This window comes from Microcoleus sp. AR_TQ3_B6 (assembly GCF_036702785.1).
Taxonomy (GTDB): domain Bacteria; phylum Cyanobacteriota; class Cyanobacteriia; order Cyanobacteriales; family Microcoleaceae; genus Microcoleus.
This window is the reverse complement of the sequence record NZ_JAUBVJ010000140.1, coordinates 1-14,298: the sequence shown is the minus strand read 5'-3', so window position 1 is coordinate 14,298 and position 14,298 is coordinate 1. Positions and strand designations below refer to the sequence as shown.

At 47.1% G+C, this 14,298-nt stretch carries 12 protein-coding genes; 5 read left to right on the top strand and 7 right to left on the bottom strand.

All coding sequences use genetic code 11. The features are described from left to right. Positions 1-193: 193 nt before the first annotated feature. Both QUB56_RS34835 and QUB56_RS34830 read right to left on the bottom strand, forming a co-directional pair. On the bottom strand, positions 194-571 hold the full coding sequence (locus QUB56_RS34835) for a thioredoxin domain-containing protein (protein WP_332960929.1): 378 nt from the start codon (positions 569-571) through the stop codon (positions 194-196). 44 nt (positions 572-615) lie between these two features. Next, entirely contained in the window at positions 616-1,329 is a 714-nt protein-coding gene (locus QUB56_RS34830; protein WP_332960928.1) for an NnrU family protein, read from the bottom strand. Between the two features lie 297 nt (positions 1,330-1,626). Here QUB56_RS34830 and QUB56_RS34825 point away from each other — a divergent pair, with 297 nt between their 5' ends. Both QUB56_RS34825 and QUB56_RS34820 read left to right on the top strand, forming a co-directional pair. Next, complete coding sequence (locus QUB56_RS34825; RefSeq protein WP_332960927.1) at positions 1,627-2,631, top strand: LysR family transcriptional regulator; 1,005 nt, start codon at positions 1,627-1,629, stop codon at positions 2,629-2,631. A 153-nt stretch (positions 2,632-2,784) separates the two neighbouring features. After that, the gene (locus tag QUB56_RS34820) at positions 2,785-4,245 is read left to right on the top strand and encodes a serine/threonine-protein kinase (protein ID WP_332960926.1); all 1,461 of its coding nucleotides are present in this window, start codon (positions 2,785-2,787) and stop codon (positions 4,243-4,245) included. A gap of 253 nt (positions 4,246-4,498) precedes the next feature. On the opposite strand, the gene QUB56_RS34815 is transcribed toward QUB56_RS34820, so the two are convergent. The 3 genes from QUB56_RS34815 to QUB56_RS34805 all read right to left on the bottom strand — a co-directional run bounded on the left by QUB56_RS34815 (position 4,499) and on the right by QUB56_RS34805 (position 8,196). Then, positions 4,499-5,275 carry an ABC transporter permease gene (locus QUB56_RS34815; protein ID WP_332960925.1) on the bottom strand — a complete coding sequence of 259 codons (777 nt, stop codon included), beginning with the start codon at positions 5,273-5,275 and terminating at the stop codon, positions 4,499-4,501. A 179-nt stretch (positions 5,276-5,454) separates the two neighbouring features. Then, positions 5,455-6,174: an HAD-IA family hydrolase gene (locus QUB56_RS34810; RefSeq protein ID WP_332960924.1), complete on the bottom strand. Its 720-nt coding sequence runs from the start codon at positions 6,172-6,174 to the stop codon at positions 5,455-5,457. Positions 6,175-6,279: 105 nt separating this feature from the next. Next, entirely contained in the window at positions 6,280-8,196 is a 1,917-nt protein-coding gene (locus QUB56_RS34805) for a S9 family peptidase (RefSeq protein WP_332960923.1), read from the bottom strand. A gap of 47 nt (positions 8,197-8,243) precedes the next feature. Between QUB56_RS34805 and QUB56_RS34800 the strand changes: the two genes are divergently transcribed. Beyond that, positions 8,244-8,399: a hypothetical protein gene (locus QUB56_RS34800; protein WP_332960922.1), complete on the top strand. Its 156-nt coding sequence runs from the start codon at positions 8,244-8,246 to the stop codon at positions 8,397-8,399. Positions 8,400-8,413: 14 nt separating this feature from the next. On the opposite strand, the gene QUB56_RS34795 is transcribed toward QUB56_RS34800, so the two are convergent. Further along, positions 8,414-9,607: an NAD(P)/FAD-dependent oxidoreductase gene (locus QUB56_RS34795; RefSeq protein ID WP_332960921.1), complete on the bottom strand. Its 1,194-nt coding sequence runs from the start codon at positions 9,605-9,607 to the stop codon at positions 8,414-8,416. 383 nt (positions 9,608-9,990) lie between these two features. Here QUB56_RS34795 and QUB56_RS34790 point away from each other — a divergent pair, with 383 nt between their 5' ends. Both QUB56_RS34790 and QUB56_RS34785 read left to right on the top strand, forming a co-directional pair. After that, complete coding sequence (locus QUB56_RS34790) at positions 9,991-13,077, top strand: PAS domain S-box protein (RefSeq protein ID WP_332960920.1); 3,087 nt, start codon at positions 9,991-9,993, stop codon at positions 13,075-13,077. An 82-nt stretch (positions 13,078-13,159) separates the two neighbouring features. Next, positions 13,160-13,582: a DCC1-like thiol-disulfide oxidoreductase family protein gene (locus QUB56_RS34785; protein ID WP_332960919.1), complete on the top strand. Its 423-nt coding sequence runs from the start codon at positions 13,160-13,162 to the stop codon at positions 13,580-13,582. A gap of 178 nt (positions 13,583-13,760) precedes the next feature. On the opposite strand, the gene QUB56_RS34780 is transcribed toward QUB56_RS34785, so the two are convergent. Beyond that, positions 13,761-14,180, bottom strand: coding sequence for a hypothetical protein (locus QUB56_RS34780; protein ID WP_332960918.1), 420 nt, complete (start codon positions 14,178-14,180; stop codon positions 13,761-13,763). Positions 14,181-14,298 lie beyond the last annotated feature (118 nt).

The following is a 14,298-nucleotide window of genomic DNA, read 5'->3' as shown; positions in this document are numbered from 1 at the left end:
AACAAATCAGAAAAAAAATGGGGATTGCATAATAAGATAGATTGTTTTCCTCTGTCCTTTACAAAAAAGCACTACCGATGCAAGATGTGAGTTCAAACTGTCAGTAAGTAAGCTCACTTAAAAAAAGCAGAAGACCCAGAGCCCCGACTTCTTAAAGAAGTCGGGGCTCTAATAGCTATGGCAGTTAAAGATGTTACCTCTTGGCTACTTCCTGGCATTGCAGCCGTTGAGATGGGGAAGCTAGGTTAGTCGCGAGCATCCAGGAATCCAGAGTCCGCCGCAGTTCCTCGCGTCCTTGATAATGTTCAAATCTAAATCGAACTTTATCGCCCTCAAACAAAATCAGCGTGGGCAAACTTGTCAGCCGGTAGGTGTTGGCCAACTTGAAACATTGATCGGCATTTACTCCTACGACCTTGACTTGAACTGCCCACTCCGCCTCAAATGTCGTAAGCGTGGGTTCGATCGCGCGGCACAAACCGCACCAAGGCGCCCAAAAGTGAACTAAAACGGGGGTAGAGGCTTGAAACACCTCTTGTGCAAAAGTGCGTTCGCTAACCGACAACACCATGATCCCTCAAAATTTAATAATTTTTTTCTATCCTAGGGATCATGCTACCAGTATATGTTCCTAGTTACACGCATCAAAAAAGGATGAATTTTCCACAGCAGGCCCGTAAAAATGACTACACCTACGTAGGAAGGACGCAGAAACTCTAGCAAATCAAGGGTTTGACGCTTTTGTAGGATGGCCAAAAATGGAATTATTGAGGTTCGAGATTTGATGGTTTCAAAGGATTCTCCAAAACGAGCCTGAAGTCTCCTGTCGCCGTGCCAGACTCCGAACAGGTGGTGAAGTACCAAACCGAGGGAAGTGACGAGGGTAAAGCTAGTGCCAATCCACAGGGTGTGGGCCACGCACCAAATCACCTGTCCCACCATTTGCGGGTGACGGGTGATGCGAATGATGCCGGCTTCGTAGAGGTGAACTTGGGGCTTTTGGACGGCGGCAATTTCTAGGAGGTTGAAAGTTGCTGGGTACAGAAACAGAAAAGAAATTGCCGAAAGTATCCAAACAGCAGGTTTAACTCCGGGTAATCCCTGTACTTGCCAAAGCTGCAAACCGTCGTAGCGGTGGTTGAAAAAGTAGACAATCAGAATGACGGCTAGCGGCAAACTGACAAGGGCAAAAAAAACCCGGTAAAGTCTCGGCCCGATCAGCTTTTCACCGGAGGGCCGGAGGGCTGCTAAACCGCTGTGGGCGATCGCAAAAACCAGTAACAGGCCCAGAATAACTAAGTGGGAGTCGAGCGCCAAGTCGATCGTCATTGCAAATATTAAGAAAAGTTATTGATTCTCGGCCAATTTGTGTCACAAAGTATCTATGGGAGCAATCAGCGGTTATCAGTCATCAGTCATCAGTCATCAGTCATTAGTGACCGGATAACAACTAAAGACGGAGGACGGAGGACGAGTACAACTGCCTGTAAGGTTGCGTCTGTTGCAGTCAAATGATTGGCCTCGAAGTCAATTCCGACTTTTGCACAGCCTTACGAACCAGCTTGTCGATTGACCGCAGAGATTGACATAAGACCCGCCCCTACACCAACTGACAATTTTAGATATATGTCTGACCTTCCTTTCACTTTAGACCAGTTACGCATTCTCAAGGCGATCGCCTCTGAAGGAAGCTTCAAACGCGCCGCAGACAGCCTCTATGTATCGCAGCCTGCTGTTAGCTTGCAGGTGCAAAACTTAGAGAGACAATTGGACGTGCCGCTGTTTGACCGGGGGGGGCGGCGGGCTCAACTGACCGAAGCCGGACACCTGCTGCTGAGTTACGGCGAGAAAATTTTATCGCTTTGCCAGGAAACGTGTCGAGCTCTGGAAGATTTGCAAAATCTGCAAGGCGGTACTTTGATCGTGGGCGCTTCTCAAACAACGGGGACGTATTTGCTGCCTCGGATGATCGGGATGTTTCGCCAAAAGTACCCGGATGTAGCGGTACAGCTTCACGTTCACTCGACCCGCCGCACGGCGTGGAGTGTGGCCAACGGGCAAATCGATTTGGCAATTGTTGGCGGAGAAATTCCTACCGAACTTGTAGAAGCTTTAGAAATTGTTCCTTACGCTGAGGACGAACTGGCTCTGATTCTCCCTCCATCTCACCCGATGGTACAACAAGAAACTATCCAAAAAGAAGACCTTTACAAATTGCAGTTTATTTCCCTCGATTCGCAGTCTACTATCCGCAAAGTAATCGATCAGGTACTGACTCGCTGCGGCATTGACACGCGCCGCTTGAAAATTGAGATGGAGCTCAACTCGATCGAAGCAATTAAAAATGCCGTTCAGTCGGGGCTGGGAGCTGCTTTTGTCTCGGTTTCGGCGATCGAAAAAGAGTTGCTCATGGGCGTCTTGCACAAAACTCAAATGGACGAAGTTTTGGTAACTCGGATTTTGTCGCTGATTTACAACCCCAACCGCTACCGTTCTAAAGCAGCAGAGGCTTTCAGCAATGAAATTTTGCCGACCTTTGCTACTTATTCCACCATCCACGACAAGAAAGAACCCCCGACGATCGATTTGGGATTCATAGAAATAGCAACTCCCAACTCGGCGGGTCCTTAATCTATGAGGTCGCCGGTTGTTAGCAGTTGGCGGTTAGTTGAGAGATTAAAATCTGGTTTGATAACCCCTGGGAAAAATAACTAATTCCCAATTCCCAATTCCCAATTACCAATTACCAATTACCAATTACCAACAACCAATTACCAAACCAAAATGGAAGTTTACTGCACCCGCCCGGGCTGCCCGCGCCCTCAAAACTATTTTCCCGACCTCGATGACAGTTCGCGGCTAAAAACGGTGCAGCAAAAGTTTTGCACGACTTGCGGGATGCCCCTGATTTTGAGGGGCCGCTATTTGCCCGTGAGGTTGTTGGGTCAAGGCGGTTTTGGGGCGGCGTTTTTGGCCAGAGACCGCGATACTCCTGCGATGCCGCAGTGCGTTGCTAAACTTTTGCAGCCGTCGGTCAGCCTGACTCCGGCACAGCTAAAAATCGCTCAAACTCTCTTTGAACGGGAAGCGGCGGTGCTGGAAGAGCTGGGAAACGAACATTCGCAAATTCCGCGTTTGCTGGCGTTTTTTGAGGTGACTGTTTCGAGTTTGCAGCCGGGAAAAAACGATCAGTTTTTCTATTTGGTTCAAGAATTTATTGACGGTGAAAATTTGGAGGATGAACTGGCTGTTAAAGGCAAGTTTTCGGAGGCCGAGACGGTGGAGGTGCTGCGGGAAATTTTGAAGATTCTCGATTTTGTGCACTCTCGCGGTTCGATTCACCGGGATATTAAACCTGCTAATATTATGCGGGGTAAAAATGGTCGGCTTTATTTATTAGATTTTGGGGCTGTTAAACAAGTAACACAAAGTGTTGGGAGTGCAAAAGCTTCGACTGGTATTTATTCTTTGGGTTACGCTCCCCCAGAACAGATGAGCGGGCAAGAAGTGTATCCGGCAACGGATTTGTATGCTTTGGGTGTGACTTGCATTACTTTGCTCAGTGGTTTGCAGCCGACGGAGTTGTTTGATAGTTACAGAAACGTATGGAATTGGCACTCGCGGGTGCAGGTAAGTTCGCGTTTGGCTCACGTTCTCGATCGAATGTTATTATCAGCTCCTAGCCAGCGGTTTCAATCGGCAGCGGAGGTAGAAGCGGCTCTGATGTCTCGGCCTCAACAGCCTAGCATCGCCCTCCAGCCGCCGACCCTACGGACTCCGACTCCCCTACCGACTCAGCAGCCACCACCGCCTCAGCAGCCTCCTGTGCCTGTTCCTGCGACTCCTCCTGGAGGGCTGCCACCTTCGCCGAGAAGGGCTTTTTCGATTTGGGAGGTTTTGTCCGGGGCGGCGTTTACGGGTTTTGAGGGGGGGCTGCTGGCGATCGCCCTGAGGAGTTTGCCGCTGTCTCCGGGCGTTGGTATCGGATTGTTGGGGATGATTGTGGGGGGTCTGATTTACGGCCAGTACCGCAGGGCGATCGAACAGACTGAGATGTTGATTATTGGCGCTGGTACTCTGGCTGTGCTGTGGTTTTTCCCGGCTTTGCGATCGGCGGCAAATATGATTTATCCTGGTGCTCCGATCACTGGCTTGTTGTTTGTGGGATGGCTGGCTGCTTTGGGTGCGATCGCTGGAACAGCTATTTTTCGGTTGGTTTATAAGTTACTTTCTCATATCTTTTAAGCCGATAGTTAATGAACTTTTTGCATAAATCTTTGAGAGAGCCGATCGACCGCAGATGTCAGGCAGATAAACACAGATAAACGCAGATAATTTTAAGATTGTTTTGGCATGAATGGAAGAAGTCTAATGACTAATAACTCCCTTCCTCGACGCAAAACCTAATTATTGCAGGTTGGCACTGCGCGCCTTACCGCTATGATGTAAGTCCGGGACTAATGACTAATGACTAATGACTAATGACTAATCGCTTTCTTCAGTCTTGTTGGGTAGAAAACTGACGGGCGCCGATTAAAGAAAAGGCGATCGCAGCCACTAACAAAACAGCTATGCTGTACCAGGGAAACTTAGCCACATCGTAAGCAGCGGCTCTCAATCCAATGCTGGCATAAGTCAGCGGCAACAGATAAACTATTCCTTTCAGGGCTACGGGTAGCGTCGCTGGGTCGAAAAATGTCGCTCCCAAAAATGACATGGGAGTTATCAGAAAATTGTTGTACAATCCCACAGATTCCAGAGATTTTACGGTTAACCCAACTATCACTCCCAGGCCCGCAAATACAGCGGAGTTGAGAATTATCACTAACAAAAATAGCGGATTCAGAAAGACGAGCTTTTGAGTAAACAAAACTGCTACTAAAATCACCGACACTGAAGTCAGCATTCCCCGCAATATTCCTGCTAGCATTTTGCCCGCGTGCAAAGCGAGGGGGTGTATTGGCAGCAACAGCAATTCCTCAAATGTTTTAGTAAAAAGGCGTTCGCCGCAAATCGAAAATACTGTGCCGGTAAAACTTACTGTCATCGATGAGAGTGCTACCATTCCCGGCAGCATAAATTCTAGATAATTGCCGCCAATTGCAGGTTTAGGCAAGGAACTTCCCAACCCAAAACCAAAAGCGAGAATGTAAATGACTGGGGATACTAAACCAGCGGCGGCAACTGGCAGGATTCGGACTCGCAAATCTAACCATTCTCCCCAAAACACGGTGATTGTGTCTGTTAATATAGTTGTCAGCGATGTTTTTTTCATGATTTGATACTACAGTCTCCCTATAGCAGTAAAGCTCTTGATGTATTAAATCTTGTACGTTAGTCAATAACGGTAACGTTTGCAGCGCGCGCGCTACAGATAACCATAAGCTGCGCGGTCCGGCGCACCCTAAAGATAATTGATTTATTAAATGGTGTACGTTACTTAAAATTGTAAAGTTAAAATGCCAAATAATCAAGGCTGCTGCACTGTTCTATTTTTGTTTCAGTTAAAGGCAATTTGCCTGATTCTACTTTTTCCTGTTCTCGGTTCAACCAAATTGCTTTTAATCCAGCGGCTTTAGCACCGCAATAATCTGCTTTGAAGCTGTCGCCGATATGCCACGCATCCTCGGCAATGCCGTTGTGCTTTTGCAAAGCAGCGGTAAAAATTTGAGAGTCGGGTTTTGCTGCGCCAACTTCGGTAGAAATTGTCACTGATGTGAAATATTCGGCTAAGTTGAGTGCTTTTAATACTGCATAAATTCTGGAATCGAAATTCGATACTACTGCTAGTTCAATTCCTTGCTGCTGCCACTTATTTAAGGCTGGCAATACGTCGGGATAGACGAACCAAGGTTCGGCGGTGGCAAAATGAGCGTAGAGTTCGGCAAAGAATTTGGGAAAGTTTGCAAATTGGTTGAAAACGCCTGCTATTTGAAAAGCTTTGGTGGCAACTGCTTGCCACCATTCAAATTCGAGTTGGGGAATTTTTGCTAATTCTCTTCCGGGAAATGCCATCGGGCTTGAGTCAGCGAAGCTTTGGAAAAAAGCTGTATTTAAGTCTTCGTTAGAAACAGTTATTCCCCAACTGCGGGCGAATTTGCCGTAGACTTCGCCGACGCTGCCGCGAACGTCAAATAGTGTACCGGCGGCGTCTAAAAAAATTACTTTGGTCATTGGTTATTTGTTATTTGTTATTTGTTATTGGTTTGTAGTAAGGACTTTAGTCTTGATTGCCTAGGATTTTACCTTGGAGGACTTTAGCCCTCACTACAAACTTTTTCAGTTGTGAGTTGTTTGCGGATTCACCACGCCAGAATGATTGGCAATGTTGCCCGCAGGTTCAAATCTGCCTCCTAAATATTTGGCTAGGAATTCTTCGGCGATCGCATAAAAGTGCAGCCGATTTTCTGGCCTCGCGAATCCGTGTCCTTCGTCTGTATAAAGCACGTATTCTACAGGTTTGCCGGCTTGCTTCATGGCATTGACAATTTGCTCGCTTTCTGCTTCTTTGACTCGCGGGTCGTTGGCACCTTGGGCGATTAGCAAAGGTTTCTGGATGCGATCGACAAAAAATAAGGGCGAGATCGATTTGAGAAACTCTGGTTCTGTTTCCAAATTGCCGACGCGGTGATACATATTTGCTTTGAGGGGTTCCCAGTAAGGGGGAATACTTTGCAGCAGTGTAATCAAATTGCTTGGTCCGACAATATCGACGGCGCAGGCAAAAACATCGGGACTAAAAGTCAATCCCACTAAGGCAGCATAACCACCGTAAGAACCGCCCATAATCGCAATTTTATCTGGTTGGGAAATTCCAGTTTCTACAAGCCAATTAACCCCATCTAGCAAGTCGTCGTGCATCTTAGCGGCCCATTCGCGATTGCCGGCATTGAGAAAGGCTTTGCCGTAGCCGGTGGAACCGCGAAAATTGATTTGCAAAACGGCATAACCTCGGTTTGCCAGCCATTGGGCTTCTGAATCGTAACCCCAGGTATCGCGTCCCCAGGGGCCGCCGTGAACCAGCAAGACTGTCGGTACGGGGGTTGAGACACCAACCGGTTTTGTCAGGTAGCCGTGAATGGTTAAACCATCTCTTGCGGTGTAAGAAATGGGTTCCATTGATGATAGCGGTAGCCCTTCGAGTTTGGGTTGGTTGCTGAACAGGAAGGTGCAGGTTTTGGAGGCGCGATCGAACGCATAGTAGTAAACTGGGCCGTCGTCTGTCATGTAAGCGACTAGCCAAGTGGTATCGGCGAGGTTGCGGCTGGTGATGGAGAATTCGCCGGGGCGAAATTTGCCGAGATTCTCAAAATCCTCTGCTATGCTTTGGTCTAAAATCTGCCACTCTTGCTTGTCCTTGTAGAAGGAAACTGCCTGAATCTCTCGCTTGGTGGGGTGTACGACAATGCCGCCGACATCGTATTCTGGGTCAGAGGCGAGATCGGTTTCTTGTTTGGTTTCTAAGTCTAATGCGATCAAACGTTCGGCGTTAGCATCGTGATTGCCGATGATGTAAAGAATTTTGCCGTTTTCTGAGAACATGACGGCACCGCCTTCCTCATCGGGCCCCCAGCTTCGCAGGCTTTCCCAAGACTTGTCGGCAGTTTCCCGAAACACCAATTCCGATCCGCCGTCGGCAGTGGTGGCTGTGGCCGCCCGCACTTGAAATTGGGCGTCAGCAGTCCAACCGACGATGTTACCGGGGTTGTCGGTGTCAAATTCTACGGCACCATTTTTGAGGTTGATGCGGTAAACGTCGTGTTTGCTGCGATCGCGGATGTTCATTCCCACTAATATTTCATTGGGGAAGTTGCGGTCAAAGGCGATCGGCTGAGCTTGAACGCCTTGAAATGGTGTCAAGTCGCGAACCTGATTTGAGTGGATATTGACTGAGAATAAATGCCAGTTTTCATCACCGTCGGCATCTTGGAGGTAAATTAACTCTTCGCCGCTGTAAGTCCAGAAAAAGATGCGGATGCCTCGTTTTTTATCTGCTGTCAGTTGGCGATCGTCTGTTTGACCGACGGTACGCAGTTGCACTTGCAAAACGTTGTTTTCATCTGGTGCAATGTAGGCGAGATACTTGCCGTCTGGTGAAAGTTCGGGGCTAGTTTTTTCAGGATTTCCGAACAAAATTTCCCGCTCTATCAACGGTGGAAGTTCGGTTTTTGGCTGTTTTAATGTGGAAGTTTGCATTTTTTATCGTGGCTAATATTCTATTATCTACACCGAGATAAAAAACTATGCCTTTACCAAATCTGCGGGTAGTAGTGAAGTATTTCCGTGCAAAACCAGGTTTCTGGGCCGCCATCATAAGTCCTAAAATCAACAGTCAACAGTCAACAGTTAACAGTCAACAGTTAACAGTCAACAGTCAACAGTTAACAGTCAACAGTTAACAGTCAACAATTAACTAACTTTTAAGCAACTCCTGAAGCGGCTTGCTAATCCAATTAAAACCAACTTTTAGTTGATGGTCTAATGTTGGCATCCGATACAGATAGGCTAAACGGCGAGCAATGTGTGCTAGTTGTCCGTCGAGTTGAATTCCTAGACCGGCTAGGGTGGCGTTGTCTATTCCTAATGTCATCATTTCTCCTAGCGGCTGATACCGGAAAGGAAGTAATGGGCGACCGGTGAGGGATGCCCAAATGTTCCAGGCGGTGTAGTCAGCTTGCTGGAAGGCTGTTTGGGCTGTTGCGGGGACTTTTTGACCGATCGCATCCTGACATTCAGCTAAGTCTCCCAAGGCAAATATGTCTGGATGGTCGATAATTTGCATTGTCGGATTGATTGTTAATTGACCGCGGCGGTTTTGTTTGAGGGGTAGCGATCGCACTGCTTGACTAACTTGAGTTCCTACGGTCCACAATACTATGTCTACGGGGAGAACATCTAATTGTCCTTTGTAAAGTAAGGATATTGTGTCTGCTTCGATCGCCTCTACTGCTGTTTCTAAGTCGATCCACACTTTCCGTTTTTCTAAAGCTTTGGTGGCGGCTTGGCGGTTAAACTCCGGCGATGTCCGCAGAATCATGTCGCCTTGCTCGACTAACCGCACGCGACCTTTGTCTCCGAGTCGATCGGCTAATTTACAAGCTAATTCTACTCCCGAATAACCGGCGCCGACAATGGCCACCCGGATTTTATCCGTGTTGCTGGCTTCTAAAAACCGCAGTCTTTCTTCTAAGCGGTAGGCGTCGTCGAGGGTGCGAAATGAGTAAGCGTATTCAACGGCACCTTTGACCATATCTAGGGGGGTTTCGCCGCCTAAAGCTAAAACAAGGCGATCGCACGGAATTTCTGGTCCGTCGTGTAAATGCACTCGCTTTTGCTCCAAATCGATGCCGGAGACAGTACCTTGGCAAAAGCGCACACCTGTGTTTTGCAAGATTTCGGCAAACGGTGGGGCAATTTCCCAGGTTTGAAGTTCGCCGGTCAGGAGTTCGTACAGCAGGGGAACGAACAAAAATCGATCGCGGCGGTCAACTAGGACAATTTCCGGTTTTTCGGTTTTGGAGAAGGGTAACTGACTCAAGCGCAGGGCTGTGTAGAGTCCGCCGAAGCCTCCGCCGAGAATGCAAATCCGGGGTTGTTGTTGAGTCATGGTGTTTTGTTTGAGGGGCTCACGGTAGCAAGGCAAGTTATCTTATTCTAACGAGAGTGGGGGAGTGAGGGAGTGGAGGAGTGGGGAGATGGGGGGAGTGGGAAAGTGGGAAAGTGGGAAAGTGGGAAAATCTTCCCTCGAACCCTGGAACCTCAACATCCATCGGTTAAATCCGTTAAATCCGTTACATCCGTTACCGAACTGTTTTCTACCTCTCTAGGCTTAATTAGCTCTACCTATTAGCCACCATCAAATTTTCATAATGTTCGCAGAACTAATTTTGTACTATATTAGTTTATAATGAATAATTTCCTAAATTAAATTCACTGTTAATAGGGTCATCTACTCTAACACTTGCCCCCGCACTCACAAGTGAAAAAATCATGCAAATATCCTCGAATTCTTCTAAACTTAAGAACGGCGATCGGAATAACGAAGACAGCTCATCTTTGTTAAGCAGCGAAGAAAAATATAAAAATTTAGTAGCTAATATTCCCGGTGCTGTATACCGCTGTACCTGCGACTGTACAAGCCCCGACGGCCCATTAACTAGGACAATGGTGTTTTTGAGCGAGGCTGTTCAAGAAATATCAGGCTATCCATCTTCTGATTTTATTAACGATTGCGTCCGTTCTTTTGCCAGCATTATCTATCCTCAAGACCGCACAAATGTGGATGCTGCTGTCAAAAAAAGTGTAGCAACTGGAACTCCGTACATCCTTGAATACCGTATTGTCCGGGCTGACGGCGCAATTAGCTGGGTTTACGAAAAAGGTCAAGCTGTTGGCTGTGAGGCCCAGGAGAGTAGAGTTCGACAAGAGAGACAAGGGGAAAGAGAGGGATTTTTGGCAGCACGGGTTTCGCCGATAAAGCCGGTTTTGCCCAGCGCAAATTCTCTGTCTCGGGTGGTTTATCTCGACGGAGTGATTTTGGATATTACGGAGCGAAAGCGAACTGAGGAAAATTTGCGAAACACTCAAGATTTTCTGAATGCGGTACTGCAAAATCTGCCGATTAGTGTCTTTATTAAAGATGCTGTGGAACAAAAATTTATTTATTGGAATAATGCTAGCGAAGAATTGTTTGGCTATTCCAAGGATGAAGTGATGTTACACAAGGCTGCTGATTTGTTGGATTCAGAGCAGGCTAATTCCTTCCAAGCACAAGATTTAGAAGTGTTGGCAACGAGAAAATGCGTCGATTTGCCTGAAGAAACTATCCAACTTCCCCGCCGGGGAAAGCGGATTGTCCACAAGAAAAAAGTTCCTTTGTTTGACGAGTCTGGCGCGCCTAAGTACATTCTGGGTATTGCTGAAGATATTACGGAAAGCAAAAAAACTGAAACAGAGTTGTCGCGCTTGGCTATTGTGGCTCAAAAAACGCAAAAGGGTGTGATTATTACTGATGCTCAAGGCTGCATTGAATGGGTGAATGAAGGATTTACTCGGATTAGCGGTTACGTGCTGGCAGAAATGCAGGGAAAAAAACCGGGTGATGTACTGCAAGGCCCTCAAACGGACCCGCTAACTATTGCTCAACTGCGATCGGCTTTGGCTACGGGCGTGCCGTTCAATCAGGAAATTTACAATTACAGCAAGGATGGAAGGGGTTATTGGGTGGCGCTTTCCATCGCCCCAATTTATCACGAAACCGGGGAACTCGAAGGTTTTATTGCGGTGCAAACTGATATTACCGAACGCAAGCAAGCAGAGGCAACAGTCAGGGAAAGCGAGAGTTATTACCGCTGCATTGTTGAGACGGCTTCGGAGGGTGTTTGGATGTTTGACGCCGAAAGCATCACGACTTTTGCTAACTCTCGAATGGCCGAAATGCTGGGGTATACTGTGGAGGAAATGCTGGGACGATCGCTATTTGAGTTTATCGACGCAGAATCTAAGGAAATAGCAGAAAGTTACGTGGAGCGCAGGCGGCAAGGCATTCGCGAACGCCACGATTTTAGGTTTACTCGCAAAGACGGCTCTCACTTGTGGGCGATCGTATCGGCGACGCCAACCTTCGACGCTGAGGGCAATTTTTCCGGGGTTTTGCGGATGATTACCGATATTAGCGATCGAAAACTTGCAGAAGCAGAATTGCGCCAAACTCTCCAAGAGTTGGAATTTGAAAAATTTGCTTTGGATCAATCAGCAATTGTCTCGAATACCAACGAATCCGGAGTCATTACCTATGTCAACGATCAATTTTGCGAACTATTCAAATATTCCCGAGAAGAACTGATCGGCAAAACCCACAAACTTGTCAATTCTGGCTATCACCCAGCAGATTTTTTCAAGCAGCTTTGGTCTACCATCCGCCAGGGAAAGGTTTGGCGGGGAGAAATGAAAAATCAAGCTAAAGACGGCACATTATTCTGGTTGGATACTACGATTGTACCTTTCTTAAATAGCAGCGGAGAACCCCATCAATATGTAGCAATCCGTAAAGATATTACCAAGCGCAAACACGCAGAAGAAGCGGTGCGGCTTTCAGAAAGTCAATTGAGGACTAAAAATCAAGAATTGGCAAAAGCCCTGCGGGACGTGCAGAAAACTCAAAGCATGATGGTTCAAAATGAAAAAATGGTAAGTTTGGGGCAATTAGTCGCTGGCGTTGCTCACGAAATCAACAATCCAGTTAGCTTTATTTACGGTAACGTCATGCACGCTGACGATTACTTTCAAGACTTGCTAAAAATGCTGCAACTTTACCAGCAGGAATACCCGCACCCAACACCGGCCATTCAAAAAGAGATAGATAATATTGATTTAAATTTTCTGCTCATAGATTTGCCGAAGCTGTTAAATTCTATGAAAATGGGAGCAGAGCGAATTCGCCAGATCGTCCTGTCGCTGAAGAATTTTTCGCGATTGGACGAAGCCGAACAAAAGCAGGTGGATATTCACGAAGGAATTGAAAGCACTTTGTTGATTTTGCAGCACAGGTTCAAAGAAACGGCAGGACATCCGAAAATTACGCTGATCAAAGAGTTCGGAAATTTGCCCCGCGTACAGTGTTATGCAGGACAGTTGAATCAGGTATTTATGAATATTATTAGCAATGCAATTGATGCTTTGGAAGAGGCAATGGAGACTGGACAGTGGGCGGACGGGGAACTGGCGCCTATTCCTTATTGTCCTTCGCCGACGCTGCGGATTTGTACGGATGTAAAATATGAACAGGATGCTTTGATTCAGGCAGATTCTGCTGTTTCTGATGATTCAATTCGGGATCCTTCTCATATTGTGATTCGGATTGCTGACAACGGACCGGGGATTCCGATAGATGTTCACGAAAGGCTGTTCGATCCGTTTTTTACTACTAAAGAACCTGGTAAAGGTACTGGTTTGGGGCTGTCTATCAGCTATCAAATTGTGGTGGAGAAGCACGGCGGGCGGCTTTTGTGCAATTCTGCACCGGGTCAAGGGACGGAATTTGCCATCGAGATTCCTGTCAGCAAAACAGTTTGTTAGTAAGGTGCGCGGTGCGGCGCCCCCTACAGTTAGTTAGGTACAACTCCTGCAATATTTCATCGCAAGCTTAGGAAGTTATCAAATGAATTACAACGTAATTTACGACGGCAATTGCAATCTCTGCGTTACCTTGGTACAGTTACTAGAAAACTTAGACCAAGGCCAGCGGTTTGAGTATATTCCCATGCAAGATTTAGAGCAATTAAATCGCTTTGGAATTACCTCTGTTGACTGCGAAATGGGGATGATTTTGATAGATGGCAACACCCCCCAACGGCGCTGGCAGGGCAGCGATGCGGCGGAGGAAATAGGGCGGATGTTGCCGGGAGGCGAGGTGTTTGTGGCTGCTTACCGGGCTATGCCGGGGATGAAGTGGATGGGCGATCGCGTGTACGAACAAGTCCGCGATAACCGCTATACTTTGTTTGGCAAGCGTCCGACGACTTACAAATCTGCTTATCCTGTTGGCTGTAGGTCGATCGACAATTGCGATAGTGTGAAATAACTCACTCCTTCGCACCATTCTCAAGAACAGGCAGGATGCCTGTTCCACAAAAATTTAATTTTATTGTGAACCGTTGCTCTAAGCAACGCCTCTAAAGGGATTATTAGCAATGGTGCAAGATAATTGATATCAATTTACTTAGGATGTGGCGCCAAATCCCTGCGACAATCCCTGGAACTTAACTATTAAACAAACCGAATATCTCGCGGCAAAAGTCTTTTAGCTTTTGGGCCGACTCCGCAGCGGGTTCGGTTTGACCGAGAAAACTCCAATTTTCCACGGTGGAAAAGCGCCACTGCTGACCAGTATGATCGTAACCGGCCGCCTCAACCCCGATCGCCCGACGGCTTCCTTCTACTGGATCTTGGTAAAATCGGATTTGAATCAGGATGCTGCGGCTTTGCAGCAAGCGGCTTCTACCGGGGAAATGGAAACCAATGTCGATCGAATCTGGATCTACAAGTTCCCTGGTATCCTCGTCATTCATCCAAGGCTTCAAATCGACTTTTGTATCCGGGAATTCGGACTTGAATAAATTAACAACGGCAGCAATTTTGCTGGCAACTTCTATATTTCTGGCTTGTTCGGCAGCGTTCACTCGAAAAACTCCTATCAAATACAGTTATTACATGATGTAGCTAAGGAATGAGAATTAAATAACTTCCACTCTTGAAAGTGGGATGGGCGTCCCGCCTGTCCTTTTTGGACGGGCGGGA

Excerpts from the sequence above, each read along its gene's own strand:
- QUB56_RS34835 (WP_332960929.1), bottom strand. The coding sequence starts at position 571 with ATGGTGTTGTCGGTTAGCGAACGCACTTTTGCACAAGAGGTGTTTCAA.
- QUB56_RS34830 (WP_332960928.1), bottom strand. The coding sequence starts at position 1,329 with ATGACGATCGACTTGGCGCTCGACTCCCACTTAGTTATTCTGGGCCTG.
- QUB56_RS34825 (WP_332960927.1), top strand. The coding sequence starts at position 1,627 with ATGTCTGACCTTCCTTTCACTTTAGACCAGTTACGCATTCTCAAGGCG.
- QUB56_RS34820 (WP_332960926.1), top strand. The coding sequence starts at position 2,785 with ATGGAAGTTTACTGCACCCGCCCGGGCTGCCCGCGCCCTCAAAACTAT.
- QUB56_RS34815 (WP_332960925.1), bottom strand. The coding sequence starts at position 5,275 with ATGAAAAAAACATCGCTGACAACTATATTAACAGACACAATCACCGTG.
- QUB56_RS34810 (WP_332960924.1), bottom strand. The coding sequence starts at position 6,174 with ATGACCAAAGTAATTTTTTTAGACGCCGCCGGTACACTATTTGACGTT.
- QUB56_RS34805 (WP_332960923.1), bottom strand. The coding sequence starts at position 8,196 with ATGCAAACTTCCACATTAAAACAGCCAAAAACCGAACTTCCACCGTTG.
- QUB56_RS34800 (WP_332960922.1), top strand. The coding sequence starts at position 8,244 with ATGCCTTTACCAAATCTGCGGGTAGTAGTGAAGTATTTCCGTGCAAAA.
- QUB56_RS34795 (WP_332960921.1), bottom strand. The coding sequence starts at position 9,607 with ATGACTCAACAACAACCCCGGATTTGCATTCTCGGCGGAGGCTTCGGC.
- QUB56_RS34790 (WP_332960920.1), top strand. The coding sequence starts at position 9,991 with ATGCAAATATCCTCGAATTCTTCTAAACTTAAGAACGGCGATCGGAAT.
- QUB56_RS34785 (WP_332960919.1), top strand. The coding sequence starts at position 13,160 with ATGAATTACAACGTAATTTACGACGGCAATTGCAATCTCTGCGTTACC.